This is a genomic window from Pimelobacter simplex, assembly GCF_024662235.1.
Lineage (GTDB): Bacteria > Actinomycetota > Actinomycetes > Propionibacteriales > Nocardioidaceae > Nocardioides.
The window spans coordinates 5,701,924-5,721,520 of sequence record NZ_CP096276.1 but is presented as its reverse complement, the minus strand read 5'-3'; the positions used below and the strand labels follow the sequence as shown (position 1 = coordinate 5,721,520).

Here is a 19,597-nt window from a genome sequence, read left to right as displayed (position 1 = left end):
CAGGTCGGTCACATCGGGCGGGGGGCGGGAGCCTCCTCGCCGCGGTGCTCGACCGGCCAGACCACGAACCGGTAGGCCAGGAAGTTGAGCACCAGGCTGCAGACGATCGAGGCGAGCTTGGCCGCCCAGATCCGTACGTCGTCCGCGGCCATCCCCCCGAGCGTCACCTCCGGCCCGCGCTCCAGGACCCACAGCCAGCCGTGGATGAGCAGCGGCTGCGCGACCCACATGACGAGCCCGGTCGAGGCCACGAACAGGACCGCGTGGCGCAGCGTGAGCCGCTCGGCGCGGAACGTGAACAGCCCGTTGACCACGAAGCTGAAGACCATGCCGGCGCTGCTGGAGACGAAGTTGGCGAGCGTGATCCCGAGGCTGCCGTGCAGCAGCACGAACACCACGGTGTCGATCGCGGTGTTGCAGACCCCGACCGCCGCGAACCGTACGGCGGTCGCGCGGTGCCCGCGGTCGCTCAGCGTCCCGCTCCCCGCGAGCTCGTCGCGTCGCGCGCGACCATGGCCAGCGTGTAGAGCGGCCGGTCCTGGGTCTCGATGTAGACGCGTCCGAGATAGCTGCCGATCACGCCCATCATGATCAGCTGGATGCCGCTGAGCATGAACATGCCGACGCCGAGGAACGCCCAGCCGGGCACCGACTCGTCGGGCTTGAAGACGCGGACGAAGAGCACGTAGCAGCCGAGCAGCAGGCTGAACGCCGAGATCGCGAACCCGAAGCGCGAGATCATCTTGAGCGGCGTCGTGGAGAAGCCGAGGATGCCGCTGGCGGCGAAGTTGAGCATCTTGCGCAGCGGGTAGCCGGTCTCGCCGGCGTGCCGCTCGTCGCGGTCGAAGAGCAGCGCCTCCTGGCGGAAGCCGACGTGGGCGACGATGCCGCGCAGGAAGCGGTCGTGCTCGCGGTAGCGCGCCACCTCGGCGACCACCTGGGCGTCCATCAGCCGGAAGTCGCCGACGTTGCGCGGGATCTCGATCGACGCCAGCCGGTCGAGCACCCAGTAGAAGCCCCACGCGGTGGCCCGCTTGAACGGCGTGTCCTTGCGGGTGCGCCGCTGGGCGTAGACGACGTCGACGCCGGTCTCCCAGCGCTCGATCATCTCGATGCTCACCCGCGGCGGGTCCTGGAGGTCGGTGTCCATCACGATCACCGCGTCGGCGTCACCGGCCTCGGCGACCAGGTCGAGCCCGGCAGTCACCGCGAGCTGGTGGCCGAAGTTGCGGGAGAACTGGACGACGCTCACCCGCGGGTCCTGCGCGCGGAGCTCGACGAGCCGCTCGAGGGAGGCGTCGCGGGAGCCGTCGTCGACGTACACGAACTCGAACTCGAGGTCCGGCCGCTTCTCGGTCGCCTCGACCAGCGCCGCGTGGAAGACGCCGATGTTCTCCTCCTCGTTGTAGACGGGGAGGACGTAGGCGATCCGGCGGGGGCCGGAGGGGGTGTCGCTCTCGTGCATGGGTTCGAACCTAGCCCTAGATGATCGCCGCGCCGACGAGCACCACCACGACGAGCGCCGTGGCGGCGCTGAGCAGCACCTGGAACCGGCCGAGCCAGCGCTCGATCGCCATGTCGTTGGGTCCGACGACGGGGTCGGCCACGGGCGGCGTACCGGCGAGGCGGCGCTCGCGGAGGAACAGGAAGCCGGCGATCGCGAACATCGGTCCGGCCGTGGTCCAGTAGCGACCGCCGGCGACGTGCACGAACGGCTGGATGAGGAGTCCGCCCAGCGCCACCTTGGTCAGGACGTCGAGCAACCGGGCGTCGACGCTGCGCCGGGCCTGGAAGAGGAGCGAGAAGGCGCCGAGCAGGATCATCGGGGCGTAGAGCGCCCAGGTGAGGATGTCGGCGGTCAGCTCGCCCGCGCGGCCGAACGCGCCGCGGCCCTCGGGCGGCGCGAGGTAGCCGGTGAAGTTGGTCGGCAGCAGAGCGTAGGCGCCGAGGTTGTGCACCACCTGGTCGAGGTAGTGCGACGGCTCGACGTCGCGGGTGGCGTAGTCCGACATCACCTTGAGCGTGTCGACCTCGCTGGTGTCGGTGGCCCGGCCGAGCTCGCGGGCGTAGCGCAGCGGGCGGAACCAGAGGGTGCTGTCGGGGTCGCAGGGGCCGAAGCAGACCTCCTTGCGGTCACCGAACGTGTTGGCCATGACGGTCGGGACGGTGGTCGTGGTGACCACCCGCCCGTCGAGCGTCTCGGACGCGTAGATCGACCACGGCGCCAGCAGGACGACGAAGACGAAGCCCGCGAGCCCGGCGGCCCCGAGGGCGCGGAGCCGGACCCGGCCGCGCAGCAGGAGCACGGCCGCCACGAGCGTGAGGACGCCGAGGGCCGCGAGGAGGACCGACGTGCTGGAGCGCAGGTAGAGCACCGCGATGGCGAGCAGCCCGAGCGTCACGCCCTCGCGCAGCGTCGGCGCCTCGCCCTGCCGCAGGCCGCGGTACATCGTGAAGAGGTGGGCGACGAGCAGCATGAGGAGCAGGCCGGCGCACAGGTCGCCCCACGAGCCGTAGGTGAAGACCACCCAGCTCGGGATCAGACCCGGGAAGACGGCGATCACGCAGGCCCAACCGGGACCGATCCGGCGGGCCACGACGCGCAGCACGACCAGGAAGAGCACCAGCGTGATGACGCCGAGATAGCCGCGCACCAGCCACATCGGGGCCTCGGGGAAGAGCAGGTAGATCGGCGCCACGAGGATCGACATGCCGGGCATGAACCAGCCGGACGCGACCACGTTGCGCTCGAGCTCGGCCGAGTCCGGCGAGCTGAACGCGAAGACGTCGCGCACGAGGTTCGACAGGGCCCGGCCGCCGTTGAGGTACGCCGACTCGTCGCCCACCGGCGGGGCGTGCATGACGAGCGGGTAGACGAGCAGCTTGAGGACGACGTGGACGACCACCAGCCAGCCGAGGAGCACCTCGGGGCGGGGCAGCCAGGTGGGCCGGGCGGCGAGCAGGCGGGTCACTGGGCTGCCTTCCCCTTCTCGGGCCAGCGCTTGGTCGACTTGGGGTCACTGCAGACCGGGTCGTCCTTGGCGGCCGCGACGACCGGAAGGTCGAGCGTGAACTCACCGCGCACCAGCGTGTCGACGCTGGTGTCGGGCAGCTCGGCGACCCGGGCGCGCACGGTCTGGCTGCCCTTGGTCAGCACCACGGCGACCCCGTCGCCGTCGTCCTCGCGGGGGCCCTCGACGAACCCGACCGCGGTGAAGGCGGCCACGATCCGGCGCAGCGCCTCGTCCCGATCGACCAGGTCGTACTGCCCGAACAGCTCACGTCGCTCACCCGTGGGCGTCGCGTGGTCGCCGTCGCGCCGGATCTGGTGAGGCAGGTCGAGCCGGGCCCCGTCCGGCAGCGGGAAGCAGCCGGTCTCGAGCGCGTCGGCAGGGAGCAGCGGCCGGTAGTTGTTCGTCGGCACCGCGCGGCCGAACTGGTGGCTGAGCAGGAGCAGCACGAGGACGACGACGGCTACAGCGCCGCTCGCGACCCAGCGGGCACGAGAAGACAGCAGAGGAGACACACCCATGGTGCGCCCGAGGATACGTTCACCCCTGCAGCGCGCGGCGGAGCCGGTCCGGGCTCACCCTCCAGAAGTCGTGCTGGCGTCCGTCGACGAAGGTCACCGGGATCTCGTGGGCGAACCGCTCGGCGAGCTCGGGATCGTCGTCGATCGAGACCTCGGTGTAGCTCTCCCCCAGCTCGGCGCACACCGCCTCGATCACCGCGCGGGCGTCGTCGCAGAGGTGGCAGCCCGGCCGGCCGTAGAGCGTGACGCGGGGCGTGGCGGCGTTCACTCGAGGATCCCGAGCGCCTTGCGCCGCTCCTGGCCGCGCAGCTGACCCTTGCGGATCTTGCCGGTGACCGTGCGCGGGAGCGTCTCGACGACCTCGACCCGCCCCGGCCGCTTGTACGGCGCCAGCTGTTCCTCGGCCGCCGCTCGGACCGCCGCGACCACCGACCCGGCGTCGGCCGCCGGGTCCTCGGCGACGACATAGGCGACCACCGCCTCGCCGGTCTGGTCGTCGGGCGTGCCGAGCACCGCGGCCTGGCGCACCTCGGCGACCTCGCCGAGCACCGCCTCGACCTCGCTCGGGTAGACGTTGAAGCCGGAGACGATGATGAGCTCCTTGACCCGGTCGACCAGGAAGAGGTCGCCGTCGGCGTCGAGGAAGCCCACGTCGCCCGTCGACCACCACCCGTCGGCGCCCGGACCGTCGGCCCCCTCGGGCCAGTAGCCGCTGAACAGGTTGCGCCCGCGGATCTGGATCTCGCCCGGGTCGTCGGCGGCCGAGCCCTCGACGGGGATGCCCTCGTCGTCGACCAGGCGCAGCTCGATGCCGTCGAGCGCCGCGCCCACCGAGCCGGGCTTCACGGCGGCCGAGCGGAGCGTGCTGGTGACCACCGGCGAGGCCTCGGTCAGGCCGTAGCCCTGGTGCACGGGCACCCGGACGGCGGCGCTGAACTCCTCGACGGTCTCGGCGGGGAGCGGCGCGGAGCCGGACAGGATCATCCGCACCGGGCCGAGCCGCTCGGCGAGCGCGTCGACGTCGCGCCAGGCGGCGAAGACCGGCGGCGCCACGGGGACGACGCTGCACGCCTCGTCCTCGATCAGGTCGAGGGTGCCCTCGGGGTCGAAGCGGTCGGTCAGCACGAGCTTGGCCCGGTGCCGGATCACGCCGCCGAGCACGGCGCCGAGGCCGTAGACGTGGAACAGCGGCAGCACGCCGAGCACCACGTCATCGGAGTGGATCATCGGCGGCTCGACCGTGGCGACCTGCTCGACGTTGGCCAGCAGGGCGCGGTGGGTCAGCATCGCCGCGCGCGGCAGGCCGGAGGTGCCGCTGGTGTAGAGCAGGACCGCGAGCTTCTCGGGATCGGGCAGCGGCGGCACCGGGCGGGCCTCCTCGGCCCGCAGGTCGTCGTACCCGAGCTCGTCGGGGGCGGGCGGCGCGCCCACCACGACCAGCCGGGGCAGCGGGCGGGACTCGTCGCGTGCCGCGGCCGTGACCTCGCTGCGGCCCGTGGCCGTGCGCACCGGCTCGGCCGTCTGGTCGTCGACGACGACCAGGCGCGCGCCGCAGTCGACGAGCATCCCGGCCAGCTCGACGACCGTGGAGCCCGGGTTGACCGGGACGGCGACCGCCTGCGCCCGCAGCACCCCGAGGTAGGTCGTCACGAACTCCAGCCGGTTGCCCAGCACGATCATCACCCGGTGCCCGGCGACCACGCCGGCCGTCCCGAGCCCGGTCGCGACCCGGCTGACCTCGTCGTCCAGCTCGGCCCAGGTCAGCCCCCGGCCGCCGGCCTCGACCACGGCGAGCCGGTCGGGATGATCGGCTGCGGCCGCCGCGACGAGGGCGGCCACGTCGGGCGGGGCGAGGACGTCCGGCTGCGACATAGGGGGATCCTACGCGCGGCCCGCAGGGCCCTCCGGCGCACTAGGCTGCGCCCATGGTCCCGCCTGCCGACCGGCCCCGCCGGCTCAACCTCCAGCAGCGCTCGGCGCTGGCCGGAGAGGCCGCGGCCGCCGCCGCCGAGGTCGAGAACGCGCTGCGCCACCCGGCCGACGCCCGTGCCGCGGCGTTCTTCGACGTCGACAACACGGTGATGCAGGGCGCGAGCATCTTCCACCTCGCCCGCGGGCTCTACCGGCGCAAGTTCTTCACCACCCGCGACATCCTCGGAGCGGCCTACAAGCAGGCGTACTTCCGCTTCGTCGGCGTCGAGGACCCCGAGCACGTCGCCGAGGCGCGCAACTCCGCCCTCGCCTTCATCGCCGGCCACACGGTCCAGGAGATCGAGGAGGTCGGCGAGGAGATCTTCGACGAGGCGATGGCCCACCGGATCTGGCCCGGCACCCGCGCGCTCGCCCAGATGCACCTCGACGAGGGCCAGCGGGTCTGGCTGGTGACCGCCGCGCCGATCGAGATCGCCAACCTGATCGCGCGCCGGCTCGGCCTGACCGGCGCCCTGGGCACCGTCGCCGAGCACGTCGACGGGGTCTACACCGGCCAGCTCGTCGGCGACATGCTCCACGGGCCCGCCAAGGCGGTCGCGGTCCAGGCGATCGCCGACCGCGAGGGGCTCGACCTGGCCCGGTGCTCGGCCTACAGCGACTCCTACAACGACCTGCCGATGCTGAGCCTGGTCGGCGACCCCTGCGCGATCAACCCCGACGCCAAGCTCCGCGCCCACGCCCGGGCCCAGGGCTGGCGGATCCGCGACTACCGGACCGGCCGCAAGGCCGCCCGGGCCGGCCTCATCGCCGGCTCGGCCGCCGCCGGGGCCGCGGTGACCGGGGCACTGGTCCGCCGCCAGGTCCGCCGGCACCGCTGAGGGACCGTCGGGCGCCCGCGAAACGGTTTCGTCCATTCGGGTACCACAGCGCAAGGCTCTGCCTTAGGATCCCGTTCGGGGGACAAAGGGAGGGGACCGGGCATGACCTGGCAGCACAACGACGTCGCGCGAGGGCTGGAGGCCCTGCGTGCGGCTGTGCTCGCTGCCCTCACCCCTGAGCCCGCCCTCGCGCTCGCCGGTACCGGCGGCCCCGCGCGGGCGTCGTACCGGTCGGTGGACCGGGGCGACCACTGGCTGCTCAGCGAGGCGCACGCCGAGAGCGACACCGACGAGCGGCCGACCGAGGGCGGCTACGGCGACGCCACGCTCGCCGCGTCCTCCGAGGACTCCCCCGAGGCCCGTGAGCGGCTGATCGCGCTGGTCGAGCTGGCCCGCGGCGGCGACGCCGAGGCGTTCGGGATGCTCTACGACCACTACCAGCCGTCGGTCTACCGGTTCCTCTACTACCGGACCCGCTCCGTGGTGGTCGCCGAGGACCTGTGCTCCGAGACCTTCTTCCGGGCGCTGCGCAACATGTCGTCCTTCCGCTGGCAGGGCAAGGACTTCGGCGCCTGGCTGATGACCATCGCCCGCAACCTCGCGACGGACCACTTCAAGGCGGGCCGGACCCGCCTGGAGATGACCACCGAGGACATGGGTCAGCACGACGACGCGACCGAGGGCCCCGAGAACGCCGTCCTCGCGACGCTCACCAACGAGATCCTGCTCGAGTCGCTCACCAAGCTCCCCAACGAGCAGCGCGACTGCCTCATCATGCGCTTCCTCCAGGGCATGAGCATCGCCGAGACCGCAGCCGCCCTCGGCCGCAGCGACGGCGCGATCAAGCAGCTCCAGCTCCGCGGCGTGCGCAACCTCGCCAAGCTGATGCCGGAGGGTCTGCGATGACCGCCCGTCACGTAGTCCGGACGGACTATTGCGCCATGTCCGTTCGGACCGTAACCAGCGGGACCCTCGATTCGTTGGATGTTCGTAACGACCCGACTCGAGGACGGACATGGTGATGCGGGGCAATGCCGGGGCACGGGGCGCGGAGGAGTTCGACGCGCTCATCTCGGGGAGGGCTGGCGACCACGAGGCGTACGCCGACCTGCTCGAGCTCGTCGCGTCGCTGCGCGAGGTGCCTCCCGTCGAGGCCCGCCCCGACTTCGTCTCCTCGCTGCGCACCCAGCTCGTCGCGGCCGCCGAGCGTGAGCCGGCCCGCGCCGACGAGGCGCTCGCCGTCCGGCTGACCCCGCGCCAGCGCCGCGGCGCCCGCGAGCGCCGCGTGGCCGCCCTGGTCGGCGGCTTCGCCGTCGTCGCCGCGACCGGCTCGATGGCGATGGCCTCCCAGGACGCCCTGCCCGGCGACGTGCTCTACCCGGTCAAGCGCGCGATCGAGAACGCCCAGACCAACCTCCAGGGCAACGGCGCCTCCAAGGCCGAGACCCTCATCGCGCACGCCGAGTCGCGCCTGACCGAGGTCCAGAAGCTCACCGCGCGCGGGGCCGACGAGGACGCCGTCTCCAGCACGCTCCAGGACTTCACCGACCAGGCCAAGCAGGCCTCCGAGCTCGCGCTCGACGACTACGCCACGACCGGCAAGCCCGACCGGATCGCCGACCTGCGCAAGTTCGCCCGCAGCAGCATGGACATCCTCGCGACGCTCGGTCCCGACGTACCGACCTCGAGCCGGTCGATCCTGATCACCGCCACCCAGACGATCCGCCAGATCGACGCCGCCGCCTGGGAGGCCTGCCCGACCTGCGCCGACGGCGCGGTCACCGAGGTCCCCGACTTCGCGACGCTCCCCCTGAGCAACCTGCTCAGCGGCGACACCGCCGGCACCGCCTCGGTCACGCCGGTCGGCCCGACCGGCAAGCCGACGAAGCCGGCCCCGAAGCCCGGCTCCACCCCGACGACCAGTAAGAGTCCCCGGGAGTGGTGGGGTTTGAGGGAGCAGCGGCGGGGCGTCAGCACGTAGACGGCCATCGGCGGGATCTTCGGTGTGTACGGCCAAGCACCCACTGAAGAAAGAGGTCCACCGATGGCCTTGCCCCAGTCTGCCCTGTCCGAGATCCTCGAGGCGTTCCGTGCCGGTGATGGCGTCGATCTCATCCGTGATTCGGTCCGGCTCGCGCTCCAAGAGCTGATCGAGCTCGAAGCCACCCAGCAGATCGGCGCGGCGCCCTATGAGCGCACCGAGGACCGCACAGCCGAGCGGAACGGCCACCGTCCGCGGATGCTGACCACCAAGGCCGGCGATGTCGAGTTGCGCATCCCCAAGCTGCGCAAGGGCTCGTTCTTCCCGATCATCCTCGAGCCGCGGCGCCGTATCGACCAGGCGCTGTACGCGGTAGTCATGGAAGCCTACGTCCACGGCATCTCCACCCGCTCGGTCGACGACCTGGTCGAGGCGATGGGCGGCAGCGGTGTCTCCAAGTCCGAGGTCTCCCGGATCTGCGCCAACCTCGATGAGCAGGTCGGCGCGTTCCGCACCCGCAGTCTGGATCATGTCGAGTTCCCCTACATCTACCTCGACGCGACCTACCTCCACGTCCGTAACGCCCCGGGCAAGGGCGGTCAGGTGGTGTCGATGGCGGTGGTCGTCGCGACCGGCGTGAGCGCGACCGGGGAGCGGGAGATCCTCGGCCTAGATGTCGGCGACAGCGAGGACGAGGTCTTCTGGCGCGCCTTCTTGCTCAGCCTCAAGCAGCGCGGCCTGGCCGGCGTGCAGCTGGTCATCTCAGACCAGCACTCCGGACTGGTCAAGGCGCTGGGCCGGGCGTTCCAGGGTGTCGCGCACCAGCGGTGCCGGGTCCACTTCGCGCGCAACCTGCTCGCTCACGTGCCCAAGGGGCAGGCCGAGCTCGTGGCGACCGCGTTCCGGATGATCTTCGCCCAGCCCACGCCCGAGGACGTCCACGCGGCGTGGGACAAGACCCGCGAGGAGCTCGCCGCCCGGTTCCCCAAGCTCGGTCCGTTGATGGACGCCGCCAAGGCCGAGGTCCTGGCCTTCACCGCGTTCCCGCGCGAGCACTGGCGCAAGGTCTGGTCGACCAACCCGTTGGAGCGCGTGAATAAGGAAATCAAGCGCCGGGCCCGGGTCGTAGGCATCTTCCCCAACGCCGCCGCCGTCATCCGACTCGTCGGAGCCGTGCTGATCGACATGCACGACGAATGGATCGCCGGCGAGCGCCGCTACCTCTCAGAAGGCTCCATGGCCAAGCTCTACGAGACCAGCAATACTCACCCCGTCGCCGCCATCGACAACGGCGACGCGTAGGCACCGAGGGTCACCTCAAAGCCCACCACCCCGCGGGGCTCTGTCGACGACCACGCCGCCGACCGGCGGCACCACGACGCCGCCGACCGCGCCGGTCGACGTACCGTCGGACAAGCCGACGAGCGAGGGCCTCCTGCCCGACCTGCTCGGGCCGATCATCAACGGCGGCAAGAAGCCCCCGGCCAACGGTGGCGGCAGCACGCCGACCGCCCCATCGAGCACGCTCCCGCTGCTCGACGGCGTGACCAGCCTGCTCGGCGGGCTGCTCGGCACCACCAAGTAGCCCTCCGACCCACCCGCGTCCCGACCAGGGGCGTGCGAGGGTGGGCTCGATGAGCGACTCCTTGCGCCGGATGCTGGCCGGTGAGTGGTACCTGGACGACGACCACCTGCGCGCCCGGCGGCACCGCTGCCGGCTCGCCCTCGAAGCGATCGACGCCCTCGGCGCCGCGGAGGACGAGCACCGCAGCCGCCTGCTGGCGGACCTCCTGGGCCAGGTCGGACGCGACGTGCGGATCGAGCCGACCTTCCGGTGCAGCTATGGCGCGCACATCCGGCTCGGCGACCGGGTGTTCGTCAACCACGATGCGATCTTCATGGACGACGCACCGATCACCGTCGGCGACGACGTCCGGCTCGGCCCCCGGGTCCAGCTGCTGACGGCCCAGCACCCCGTCGACGACCCCGGACGACGCCGCACCGGCTGGGAGCGCGCGCTCCCCATCACCCTCGGCTCCAACGCCTGGCTCGGCGGGGGCGTGATCGTGCTGCCCGGCGTCACCGTCGGGGCCGACGCCGTGGTCGGCGCGGGCAGCGTCGTGACGCGCGACGTGGCACCGGGCGCGGTCGTCGTCGGCAACCCCGCCCGTCAGCGTCAGCGGAAGACGGACTCCCGCTCGCGCAGCAGGTTGTAGAGCGTGTGCTGGATGGTCTCGCGGACCTGGTCGGTCACGTTGAAGACCAGCATCGGGTCCTCGGCCGCGCCGGCGTCGTACTCGTCGGTGCGGATCGGCTCGCCGAACTCGAGCAGCCACTTCGACGGCAGCGGCACCAGGCCGAGCGGGCCGAGCAGCGGGAAGAACGGCGTGATCGGGATGTACGGGACGCCGAGCAGGCGGGCCAGCGAGGGGATGTTGCCGACGAGGGGGTAGATCTCCTCGGCGCCCACGACGGACAGCGGGACGATCGGTACGCCGGTGCGCAGCGCCGCCGAGACGAAGCCGCCGCGGCCGAAGCGCTGGAGCTTGTAGCGGTCCGAGAACGGCTTGCCGATGCCCTTGAAGCCCTCGGGCCACACGCCGACGAGCTTGCCGTCGCTGAGCATCCGCTCGGCGTCCTCGTTGCAGGCCAGGGTGGCGCCGCCCTTGCGGGCCAGGCTGCCGACGACCGGGAGCCGGAAGACCAGGTCCGCGCCGAGCGGGCGCAGGTGGCGGCCGGTCTGGTCGTGGATCGAGACCATGGTCATCAGGCCGTCGACCGGGATCGTGCCGGAGTGGTTCGAGACGACCAGGGCGCCGCCCTCGGCCGGGATGTTCTCGACGCCGCGGACCTCGATCCGGAACCACTTCTGGGCGACCGGGCGCAGCGCGGCCATGAAGAAGCGCTCGGTGACCTCGGCGTCGAAGCCGTACTCGTCGACGACGTACTCACCGGTCAGGCGGCGGCGCAGAAACGCCAGGAAGCGGGCCAGCTGGGGCTCCCACTGGTCGCCGAAGAGCTCCTTGCTGGCGTGCTGGAAGGCGGCGAGCCAGTCGCCGACCGGGATCCCGGCGAGCGGGCTGAGGCCGCGCTCCTCGGTGCGTGCCGCGGCGGCCGCTCCCGCCGCCGGCTCCGGTACGGCGGGCGCGTCGCTCACCGGCGCGGTCTCGATGACCGGCGTCTCGGCCGCGAGGTCGGGCTGGGGCGGGGACGGCGGCGTCCCCGCGGCGGGCTTCTTGGCCGCCGGCGCCTTGCGGGCGGGCGCGCCGGTCTTGGGCGCGAGCCCGCGCGCGGCGGCGGAGGGACGCTTGCCGGTGCCGCGGCCGGGCTGCCCGCGGGTACCGATCGGGATGATCTCGGCGTCACCCATGGGGGCCTCCGGCGACCGTGAGCTGGACGGGACGGTCGTCCTCGACCGGGGGCAGACGCTCGGCCAGCGCGCCCAGCACCCGTTCGGCACGACGGCCGCCGGGCGGCAGCGCGGCCGCGAACTCGTTGAAGGCGGCGGCGGTGTCGTAGCGCGGCTCGAAGCCGAGCTCGGTGCGCATCCGGGTGGTGTCGACGCCGCGACCGTAGGTCAGGAAGGCGACCAGCTCGGGCGAGAGATCGGCGACGCGCGCCGACTTGAGCGCCGAGCCGAGGCCGCCGAAGGCGAAGCCGGGGACCGGGGCGCTGGTCCGCCCGGCGCGGCGCAGCGCCTGGGAGAGCATCAGCAGGCCGTCGCCGGCGATGTTGAAGGTGCCGCCGGGGTCCTCGTGGACGGCGTGGCGCAGCACCCGGTTGAGGTCGCTCTCGTGGAGGAACTGCAACCGTGGGTCGAAGCCGAGCACCGTCGGGATCACCGGCAGCCGGAAGTACGACGTCAGCGGGCTGACCACCCGCGGGCCGATGACGTTGGCGCAGCGCAGCAGGGTCACCGACACGTCGGGACGACGGCGCGCGAAGCCGCGGACGTACTGCTCGACCTCGGCGACGTCCTTGGCGTATCCCGTACGGGCCGGGCGCCGCGGCTCCATGTCCTCGGTGAACATGGCGGGGTCGCGGCTGCTGGCGCCGTAGGCGATCGTCGAGGACTTCACCACGAGCGAGCGCAGACCCTCGGCCTTCTGGCACGCCGCGAGGAGCTGCATCGTCCCGATGACGTTGAGCTCTTTCATGGTGCCGCGGGCACCAGCGGATCCCGGGGTCGCGATCACGCTCATGTGGACGACGGTGTCGACGTCCTCCTTGGCGATGACCTTGGCGATGACCGGGTTGCGGATGTCCGCGCGCACGAAGGTGACGTCGCCGAGATCACCCCGTGGCGGGATGACGTCGACGCCGATCACCCGGTCGATGCCGGGGTCGGTCGCGAGCGTGCGAGCCAGCGTGCGGCCGAGGTCGCGGGAGACCCCGGTGACCAGGACCGTGCGTCCGGTGCCCATTCCACCGACTCCTCGGATCAGGCCGGTGCGCAGCTGCGCACCGGCACGGCGAGAACGCCCCGAGCGCCCGGCTTACTTGCCGAGCTTGCGACGCTGAACGCGCGTCTTCTTCAGCAGCTTGCGGTGCTTCTTCTTCGCCATGCGCTTGCGGCGCTTCTTGATGACAGAACCCACGTGGAACCTCTCCAGATCGCCGAACGAGGCCGCTCGGCGGACGTACGTCGCACCGGGTAGACCCCGGAGCACCGGGTCAGCCTATCCGGCAGCGCGTGACCGCGGTGAATCAGCGCAGGAGATGGGACGAAGATCGCACCGCCGCCCGGGGCGGTCGGCGTACTCGCGGCGGCGCTCAGCCGGCGGAGTAGAAGGACTTGCGGAGGTACTCGTCCACGTCGTGCTCGGTGACGCGGAACGACCGGCCGACGCGGACCGCCGGGAGGTCGCCGTTGTGGACCAGGCGGTAGACGGTCATCTTCGACACCCTCATGACCGAGGCGACCTCGGCGATGGTGAGGAACTTCGGGTCCGGGAGGGACTCGGTGCGCTCGCGCGACGGAGGAGCCATGACCAACCAGCTTTCTGCGCGTCCGTCACCGCCTTCCCCAGCTGTGAACCCTGCGGACGCCTCGTGAGTGAGAGTAGAGCCAGATGTGACTGATGGGGAAGAGATTCATCAGTGAAACTTTTGGGGATCCGGCGTGTCGCCTTGACCGAACCCCGATCTCATCAGCCGTCCCTCCACCGTGCCACCGCCGTGGATCGCACGCAAACGCCTCGCTCCGACCGTCGCCCGAGGCTCTTGTCGTACATGCATGTTCGACTTATGATCCTGAACATCACTGTTCGACTTAGGAGTTCCGATGACCCACGCGCCCGCCCCGGCCGCCTCCGGCCACGACCCCCACCCGGGCACCGAGCCCGATCCGCGCCGGTGGGGCACCCTCGCCCTGCTCGGCACCGCCCAGCTGATGCTGATCGTCGACGTCACCGTCGTCGCGGTCGCGCTCCCCCACGTCGGGGCCGACCTGGACCTCTCCCGCGCCGCGACCACCTGGGTGGTCAGCGCCTACACGCTCGCCTTCGGCGGCCTCATGCTGCTCGGCGGCCGGGTCACCGACCTGCTCGGCTCCCGCCCGGTCGTGCTGACCGGGCTCGCCCTCTTCACCGCCGCCTCGCTGACCGCGGGGCTGGCCGGCTCCCCCGAGCTGCTCGTCGGCAGCCGGGTCGCCCAGGGTGTCGGCGCCGCACTGCTCTCCCCGGCCGCCCTGTCCGCCCTGCTCCACCTCTTCCACGGCGAGGAGCGGCACCGGGCGCTCGGCGTCTGGTCCGCGCTGGGCGGCGGCGGAGCCGCGCTCGGCGTCCTGCTCGGCGGGATCCTCACCGCGGGCCCCGGCTGGCCGTGGGTGTTCTTCGTCAACGTCCCCATCGGGCTGGTCGTCGCGGTCGGGCTCGCCCGCCGCCTCCCCTCCGGTACGACGACCGCGCCGGCCGTGCCGACCCCGCCCACCGCCCCCGCCCGCCTCGACCTCCTCGGCGCCGCCCTGGTCACCGCCGCCACCGGCACCGCGATCTACGCCCTCATCGGCGCCGGCGACCACGGCTGGGTCGGCGGCCGCACCCTCGGCCTGCTCGCCGCAGCGGTCGCCCTCTACGTGCTCTTCGGCCTGCGCCAGCGCACCGCCCGCTCCCCCCTGATGGACCTGCGCCTGCTCACCCGCCGCCCGGTCGCCTCCGGCACCTTCCTCATCGTCTCGGCGACCGCGCTCATGGTGGCCGGCTTCTTCCTCGGCACCTTCTACCTCCAGCACCACGCCGGTCGTGGTGCGCTCGCGACCGGCCTGTTCTTCCTCCCGGTCGCGCTCGCCACCATCGTCGGCGCCACCGCCGGGGGCCACCTGATCCAGCGCCTCGGCGCCCGGGCCCTGGCCACGGTGGGCTTCGTGGTCGCGGGGGCCGGGTTCGTCGTACCGGCGCTGGTCGAGGGCACCACCGCCGTCGTCGCCGGCACCACCGGCGCGGCCCTCGGGCTCGGTGTCCTCTTCGTCGCGGCGTCCGCGACCGCGCTCGGCCACGTCGCGCCCCACGAGTCGGGGATCGTGTCCGGGATCGTCAGCACCTTCCACGAGTTCGGCGCCTCGCTCGGCGCCGCCGTGATCTCCAGCGTCGCCGCGGCCAGCATCGCCGGGAGCACCGCCGACGGGTTCGTGCACGGCTTCGCCGTCGCGGCCGGCGTCGCCGGTGCCGCCGCGCTCGTCTCGCTCATGTCGGTCCCGGGACGTGCCCGGTGAGCACGCGCCAGGTACGCCGGTTCGCCCGGCACTACGGCGAGATGGTGGCCGCCATGCTCCTCGGCATGCTCGTCCTCTGGCCGGTCTGGATGCTCGCCACCGGCGCGGCCGCGGACGGCTCCTGGATGCGCTCGGCCACGGTCGAGACGCTCGTGATGGCCACCACGATGGCGGTCCCGATGGCCGCCTGGATGAGGTTCCGCGGTCACCGCTGGGCGCCCGTCGTCGAGATGTGCGCGGTGATGTACGCCGGCTTCGCGGTCGCCGTCCCCCTCCACTGGGCCGGTGTCCTCGGGGACGGCGGCCTGATGGCGGTCGGCCACGTGGCGATGTTCGTCCTCATGCTGGCCGCGATGGCCTGGCGCTGGGAGGAGTACGCCGGGTGCCACCACCGGGGCCCTACGATCACTGCATCGTGACCACCCGACCGCTCCGTGCCGACGCGCGCCGCAACGTGGAGGCGATCCTCGACGCCGCCACCGCGTGCCTCGCGCGCGACCCCGACGCCAGCATCAACGACATCGCCAAGGCCGCCGGCGTGGGCCGGGTGACGCTCTACGGCCACTTCGAGTCGCGCGCGGTCCTCGTCGCGGCGGTCGTCGCGCGGGCGATGGCCGAGGCGGAGGCCTCGCTGCGCGGCCTCGACCTGAGCGGCGACCCCGCCGCGGCGATGGTCCGCCTGATCGACGCGACCTGGCAGACCACCCTCCGGTACGGCGCCCTGGTGGTCGCCGCCGAGAAGAGCATGCCCGTCGCCGAGATGGCCGCCGCCCACGGCGAGCCGCGCGAACGGGCCCGCCGCCTCATCGAGCACGGCCGCGCGGCCGGCCGGTTCCGTACCGACCTGCCCGTCTCGTGGCTCGTCACCACGATGCACAGCGTCACCCACGCCGCCGCCACCTCCGTGTACGACGGCGAGCTGGCCGCCGACGAGGCCGCCCGGGCGATCGCGGCGACCATGCTCGGCCTGCTCACCCCGCCCGGCGAGGTGGTCCCCGACGTCGACGTCCTGCGCCGCGTGGGATGATCGGGACGTGTCGACCCCGCTGATCTCCTCGCAGCTGCGGTGGTGGCGCGCCTGACGGCGGCCGCCCCCTCGACACACCTCTCTCACCGGCCGCCCACGGGCGGCCGTCGTGCTTCACGGCCCGTGGTGGCCGCCCGTGGGCCCTCTCTCCAGGAGCACCCATGACCCGACGACTCTCCCTCCTCACCCCCAGCGGACGCCTCACGCTCGGCAACCTGCTCGGCGCCCTGCGTCCCATGCGCGCGGGCCAAGACTCTGCGGAGTGCTTCTACGGCATCTCCGACCTGCACGCCCTCACCACCCCGCGCGACGCCGCGACGCTGCGCACCGCGATCACCGAGCAGAGCACGCTGCTCCTCGCCGTGGGCCTCGACCGCAGCACGCTCTTCCGGCAGAGCCGGGTGCCGGCGCACACCGAGCTGTCCTTCCTGCTGGAGTGCGTCGCCACCACCGGCGAGCTCAGCCGAATGATTCAGTTCAAGGAGAAGTCCCGCCGCCACGAGACGGTCCGCTGCTCGCTCTTCACCTACCCGGTGCTGATGGCCGCGGACATCCTGCTCTACCGCCCCGAGCAGGTCCCGGTCGGCGACGACCAGCGCCAGCACGTCGAGCTCACCCGGGACATCGCGCTGCGCTTCAACGCGACCTACGGCGAGGTCTTCGCCATCCCCGAGATCACCGTCCCTCCCGCCGGCGCCCGCGTCATGGACCTGGCCGAGCCGACCCGCAAGATGAGCAAGTCCGGGCCCGACGCGGGCTCGATCGCGCTGCTCGACCCGCCCGACGTCGTACGGCGCAAGGTCGCGCGCGCGGTCACCGACTCCGACACCGGCCCGGCCTCGGTGCGCGCCGACCGCGACGCCAAGCCCGGCGTGACCAACCTGATCGAGGTCCTCACCGCGTGCGGAGGATCCGCGGACGGCATCGCCACCTACGGCGCCCTCAAGGCGGCCGTCACCGACGCCGTGGTCGCCGAACTGGCCCCGATCCAGGCCCGGTACGCCGAGCTGGCGGCCGATCCGGCGTACGTCCAGGAGGTCTTCGAGCGCGGCGCCGAGCACTGCCGCGCGGTCACCGCGCCGGTCCTGAGCGCGGCCCGGGAGGCGGTCGGGCTCTGAGTTCGGAGAGTGTCGGCGGCCGCTGGCAGACTTCGCGGAATGACGTTCCAGGCACTGCTCCTCGACCTGGACGACACCCTGGTGGACCACCGCGGTGCGGCCGACCGCGCCCTGCGCGCCTGGCTGACCGGCCTCGGGCTGGCCGACACTCCCGCCGAGCTCGAGGCCCACGCCGAGCGCTGGTGCGTGCTGGAGAACCGGCACTACGAGCGCGCCCAGCGCCGCGAGATCACCTACACCGAGCAGCGCCGGGTGCGCATCCGCGAGTTCCTCCCGTCGTGGAACCTCGCCGACGACGCGCTCGCCGACGACGTGTTCGCGGGCTTCCTCGCCTGCTACCAGGCGGCGCAGCGCGCCTTCGACGACGCCGCGGCGGCCATCGAGCGCGCCCGGGCCGCCGGACTGCGGGTCGGCATCCTCACCAACGGCGAGCTGACCATCCAGACCGACAAGCTGCGCCGGACCGGCCTGCTGCGCAGCGACGTCCCGGTGTTCGCCTCGTCCGAGCTGCCCGCCGCCAAGCCGGACCCGCGCGCCTTCCTCACCGCCTGCGCGGCCCTCGGCGTCGCGCCCGCCGCGACGCTCATGGTCGGCGACTCGCTGCGCAACGACGTCGTCGGCGCGCAGCGGGCCGGGCTGACGGCGCTGCTGCTCGACCGGCGGGGACGGCGCGCGCGACCTGCCGCGCAGGTCGCGACGGTGCGCGGCCTCGGCGCACTGCCGGTCTAGGTACCGGTCTAGCTGCCGAGCTCGTGCGAGCGGTCGCGCGCGGCCTCGAGCGCGGCGAGGAACGCCGCCCGCACCCGGTGCACCTCGAGCTCGCGCAGCGCCGCGGCCGTCGTACCGCCGGGCGAGGTGACCTGCTCGCGCAGCACCGCGGGGTGCTCGCCGGTCTCGCGCAGCATCGCGGCCGAGCCGACGAGGGTCTGCACGACGAGCTCGTGGGCGACGGTGCGCGGCAGTCCGAGGTGGACGCCCGCCTCGATCATCGACTCCACGACGAAGAAGAAGTAGGCCGGACCCGAGCCGCTGATCGCGGTGACCGCGTCCTGCTGCTTCTCCGGGACCTGGACGACCCGGCCGACCGACGCCATGAGCTGCTCGGCCTCGGCCAGGTGGCTGTCGTCGCAGTGGGTGCCGGGCGAGATCGCGGCCATGCCCTCGTCGACGAGTGCGGGCGTGTTCGGCATGACCCGGACGACGGCGACGCCCTCGGGCACGCGCGACTCGACGAAGCCGGTGGTGATGCCGGCGGCGAGCGAGACGAGGAGCTGGCCGGGCTTGAGCGCCGGACCCAGCTCGGCGAGCACGTCGGCCATGTCCTGCGGCTTGACCACGAGGAGGACGGTGTCGGCCTCGGCGGCCGCGCCGACCTGGTCGACCACGCTGACGCCGTACTTCTCGGCGAGCTCGGCGGCGCGCTCCGGTCGCTTCTCGACCACCACGAGCCGGTCGGCACTCCGGCCGGCCCGGATCAGGCCGGACAGCAGGGTCTCCCCCATCACGCCGGCGCCGATGACAGCGGTGCGCTTCTCGCTCACGGTCTGCTCGCTCACTTCCTGGGGATCAAGGACGTCAGCAACAGTGACAGGTTCGCGGGACGCTCCGCCAGTTGGGCGGCCAGGTAGCCGTACCAGTCCGGGCCGTACGGCAGCAGCACCCGCACCTGCTCCCCCGTGCCGGCCAGCCGCTGCTGCTCGGCCGGGCGGACGCCGTAGCGCAGCTGGAGCTCGTACGTCGCCGGCGCGCGCCCGTAGCGGCTGGCCAGTGCGACCGCGATCTCCAACAGCCGTGGGTCGTGGGTCGCCACGATGGGGTAGCCGGCGCCGCCGAGCAGCACCTTGAGGCAGCGCACGTAGGCCTTGTCGGCCTCGGCCGAGTCGGCACCCCGGACCAGCCGTACCCGGCTCCCTGTTCCGGCCAGCGCGCGGCAGTCGCCCTCGGTGCGCGGGAGCGCCGCGTCCAGCACCACGCCCACGCCGGGGAAGTCCGCGCGCAGCGCCGCGACCAGCGCGATCCGCGCATCGACGCCAGCACCGGCATCGGTATCGGCGTCGGTGGCGCCGACCGTCACGGTGGTCCCGGCTCCGGCCGCCGTGCGGCAGATCTTGCGGGCCTCGTCGAGCGGGACCACGCCGATGGTGAGGTCCGTGCCGGTCGCGAGACCGGCGTCGGCGAGCCGGTCGATCAGCGTGCGGTACTCGGCGACCGCGGAGCCCGCGGGCGCACCCAGCCGCTCGACGCCCACCGCGAAGCCGGCGGTCCGGACCTCCGCGACCGCCCGCACCGCGTCGTCGACCCGGTCGCCGGGCACGAAGGTGCGCACGATCCGGCGGCCCAGGACGCTGCGCGACAGCAGCATCAGGGAGTCCCGGACCGGCCGCATGTCCCTAAACTACGGGGGTTCCGGTCGCTCC

22 protein-coding genes are annotated in these 19,597 nt (G+C 72.8%); 10 read left to right on the top strand and 12 right to left on the bottom strand.

What is annotated here, in order from left to right; translation table 11 throughout:
• Window positions 1-8: 8 nt before the first annotated feature.
• Genes M0M48_RS28030 through M0M48_RS28005 form a run of 6 tightly spaced genes read right to left on the bottom strand, consistent with a single transcriptional unit; the run spans window position 9 to window position 5,404 of the window.
• Entirely contained in the window at window positions 9-473 is a 465-nt protein-coding gene (locus M0M48_RS28030) for a GtrA family protein (protein WP_215813911.1), read from the bottom strand.
• Entirely contained in the window at window positions 470-1,465 is a 996-nt protein-coding gene (locus tag M0M48_RS28025) for a glycosyltransferase family 2 protein (protein WP_215813599.1), read from the bottom strand. Before M0M48_RS28025 ends, M0M48_RS28030 begins: the two co-directional genes overlap by 4 nt.
• 16 nt (window positions 1,466-1,481) lie before the next feature.
• Window positions 1,482-2,972: a hypothetical protein gene (locus tag M0M48_RS28020; RefSeq protein WP_257753647.1), complete on the bottom strand. Its 1,491-nt coding sequence runs from the start codon at window positions 2,970-2,972 to the stop codon at window positions 1,482-1,484.
• Window positions 2,969-3,532, bottom strand: a complete 564-nt coding sequence (locus tag M0M48_RS28015; protein WP_257753646.1) for a hypothetical protein — start codon at window positions 3,530-3,532, stop codon at window positions 2,969-2,971. The genes M0M48_RS28020 and M0M48_RS28015 overlap by 4 nt, the downstream gene beginning before the upstream one ends.
• A gap of 19 nt (window positions 3,533-3,551) precedes the next feature.
• On the bottom strand, window positions 3,552-3,800 hold the full coding sequence (locus M0M48_RS28010) for a glutaredoxin family protein (RefSeq protein WP_215813602.1): 249 nt from the start codon (window positions 3,798-3,800) through the stop codon (window positions 3,552-3,554).
• On the bottom strand, window positions 3,797-5,404 hold the full coding sequence (locus M0M48_RS28005) for a class I adenylate-forming enzyme family protein (protein WP_257753645.1): 1,608 nt from the start codon (window positions 5,402-5,404) through the stop codon (window positions 3,797-3,799). Before M0M48_RS28005 ends, M0M48_RS28010 begins: the two co-directional genes overlap by 4 nt.
• Before the next feature lie 53 nt (window positions 5,405-5,457).
• On the opposite strand from M0M48_RS28005, the gene M0M48_RS28000 reads away from it, so the two are divergent.
• From M0M48_RS28000 to M0M48_RS27980, 5 genes are all read left to right on the top strand, one after another.
• Window positions 5,458-6,342, top strand: a complete 885-nt coding sequence (locus M0M48_RS28000; protein WP_215813604.1) for an HAD family hydrolase — start codon at window positions 5,458-5,460, stop codon at window positions 6,340-6,342.
• Window positions 6,343-6,444: 102 nt separating this feature from the next.
• On the top strand, window positions 6,445-7,248 hold the full coding sequence (locus M0M48_RS27995; RefSeq protein WP_215813605.1) for a sigma-70 family RNA polymerase sigma factor: 804 nt from the start codon (window positions 6,445-6,447) through the stop codon (window positions 7,246-7,248).
• Window positions 7,249-7,357: 109 nt separating this feature from the next.
• Window positions 7,358-8,323 carry a DUF5667 domain-containing protein gene (locus tag M0M48_RS27990; protein WP_257759282.1) on the top strand — a complete coding sequence of 322 codons (966 nt, stop codon included), beginning with the start codon at window positions 7,358-7,360 and terminating at the stop codon, window positions 8,321-8,323.
• A gap of 63 nt (window positions 8,324-8,386) precedes the next feature.
• Window positions 8,387-9,625: an IS256 family transposase gene (locus M0M48_RS27985; protein ID WP_257750629.1), complete on the top strand. Its 1,239-nt coding sequence runs from the start codon at window positions 8,387-8,389 to the stop codon at window positions 9,623-9,625.
• Window positions 9,626-9,957: 332 nt separating this feature from the next.
• Window positions 9,958-10,539, top strand: a complete 582-nt coding sequence (locus tag M0M48_RS27980) for a sugar O-acetyltransferase (protein ID WP_257753643.1) — start codon at window positions 9,958-9,960, stop codon at window positions 10,537-10,539.
• Here the strand turns inward: M0M48_RS27980 and M0M48_RS27975 are convergent.
• From M0M48_RS27975 to M0M48_RS27960, 4 genes are all read right to left on the bottom strand, one after another.
• Entirely contained in the window at window positions 10,500-11,693 is a 1,194-nt protein-coding gene (locus M0M48_RS27975) for a lysophospholipid acyltransferase family protein (protein ID WP_257753642.1), read from the bottom strand. The two genes, M0M48_RS27980 and M0M48_RS27975, sit on opposite strands and share 40 nt — an antisense overlap.
• The gene (locus M0M48_RS27970; protein ID WP_215813609.1) at window positions 11,686-12,747 is read right to left on the bottom strand and encodes an NAD-dependent epimerase/dehydratase family protein; all 1,062 of its coding nucleotides are present in this window, start codon (window positions 12,745-12,747) and stop codon (window positions 11,686-11,688) included. The genes M0M48_RS27975 and M0M48_RS27970 overlap by 8 nt, the downstream gene beginning before the upstream one ends.
• A 72-nt stretch (window positions 12,748-12,819) precedes the next feature.
• Entirely contained in the window at window positions 12,820-12,921 is a 102-nt protein-coding gene (locus tag M0M48_RS27965) for a 30S ribosomal protein bS22 (RefSeq protein ID WP_008356322.1), read from the bottom strand.
• A gap of 175 nt (window positions 12,922-13,096) precedes the next feature.
• Complete coding sequence (locus tag M0M48_RS27960; protein WP_038676689.1) at window positions 13,097-13,312, bottom strand: helix-turn-helix domain-containing protein; 216 nt, start codon at window positions 13,310-13,312, stop codon at window positions 13,097-13,099.
• Window positions 13,313-13,607: 295 nt separating this feature from the next.
• Between M0M48_RS27960 and M0M48_RS27955 the strand changes: the two genes are divergently transcribed.
• The 5 genes from M0M48_RS27955 (at window position 13,608) to M0M48_RS27935 (ending at window position 17,909) form a co-directional block, all read left to right on the top strand.
• Window positions 13,608-15,035: an MFS transporter gene (locus M0M48_RS27955; protein ID WP_257753641.1), complete on the top strand. Its 1,428-nt coding sequence runs from the start codon at window positions 13,608-13,610 to the stop codon at window positions 15,033-15,035.
• On the top strand, window positions 15,032-15,454 hold the full coding sequence (locus tag M0M48_RS27950) for a hypothetical protein (RefSeq protein ID WP_257753640.1): 423 nt from the start codon (window positions 15,032-15,034) through the stop codon (window positions 15,452-15,454). Before M0M48_RS27955 ends, M0M48_RS27950 begins: the two co-directional genes overlap by 4 nt.
• Window positions 15,451-16,062 (top strand): TetR/AcrR family transcriptional regulator, encoded by a 612-nt coding sequence (locus M0M48_RS27945; RefSeq protein ID WP_215813612.1) that lies wholly within the window; start codon window positions 15,451-15,453, stop codon window positions 16,060-16,062. The genes M0M48_RS27950 and M0M48_RS27945 overlap by 4 nt, the downstream gene beginning before the upstream one ends.
• Window positions 16,063-16,223: 161 nt before the next feature.
• A complete protein-coding gene (gene trpS, locus M0M48_RS27940; protein WP_257753639.1) occupies window positions 16,224-17,180 on the top strand; it encodes a tryptophan--tRNA ligase in 957 nt (318 codons plus the stop codon).
• 39 nt (window positions 17,181-17,219) lie between these two features.
• Entirely contained in the window at window positions 17,220-17,909 is a 690-nt protein-coding gene (locus tag M0M48_RS27935) for an HAD family hydrolase (RefSeq protein WP_257753638.1), read from the top strand.
• Between the two features lie 8 nt (window positions 17,910-17,917).
• Here M0M48_RS27935 and proC read toward each other — a convergent pair whose 3' ends face one another.
• Both proC and M0M48_RS27925 read right to left on the bottom strand, forming a co-directional pair.
• Window positions 17,918-18,736, bottom strand: a complete 819-nt coding sequence (gene proC / locus M0M48_RS27930) for a pyrroline-5-carboxylate reductase (RefSeq protein WP_257759281.1) — start codon at window positions 18,734-18,736, stop codon at window positions 17,918-17,920.
• A complete protein-coding gene (locus tag M0M48_RS27925; RefSeq protein WP_257753637.1) occupies window positions 18,733-19,566 on the bottom strand; it encodes a proline dehydrogenase family protein in 834 nt (277 codons plus the stop codon). Before M0M48_RS27925 ends, proC begins: the two co-directional genes overlap by 4 nt.
• Between the last annotated feature and the right edge of the window lie 31 nt (window positions 19,567-19,597).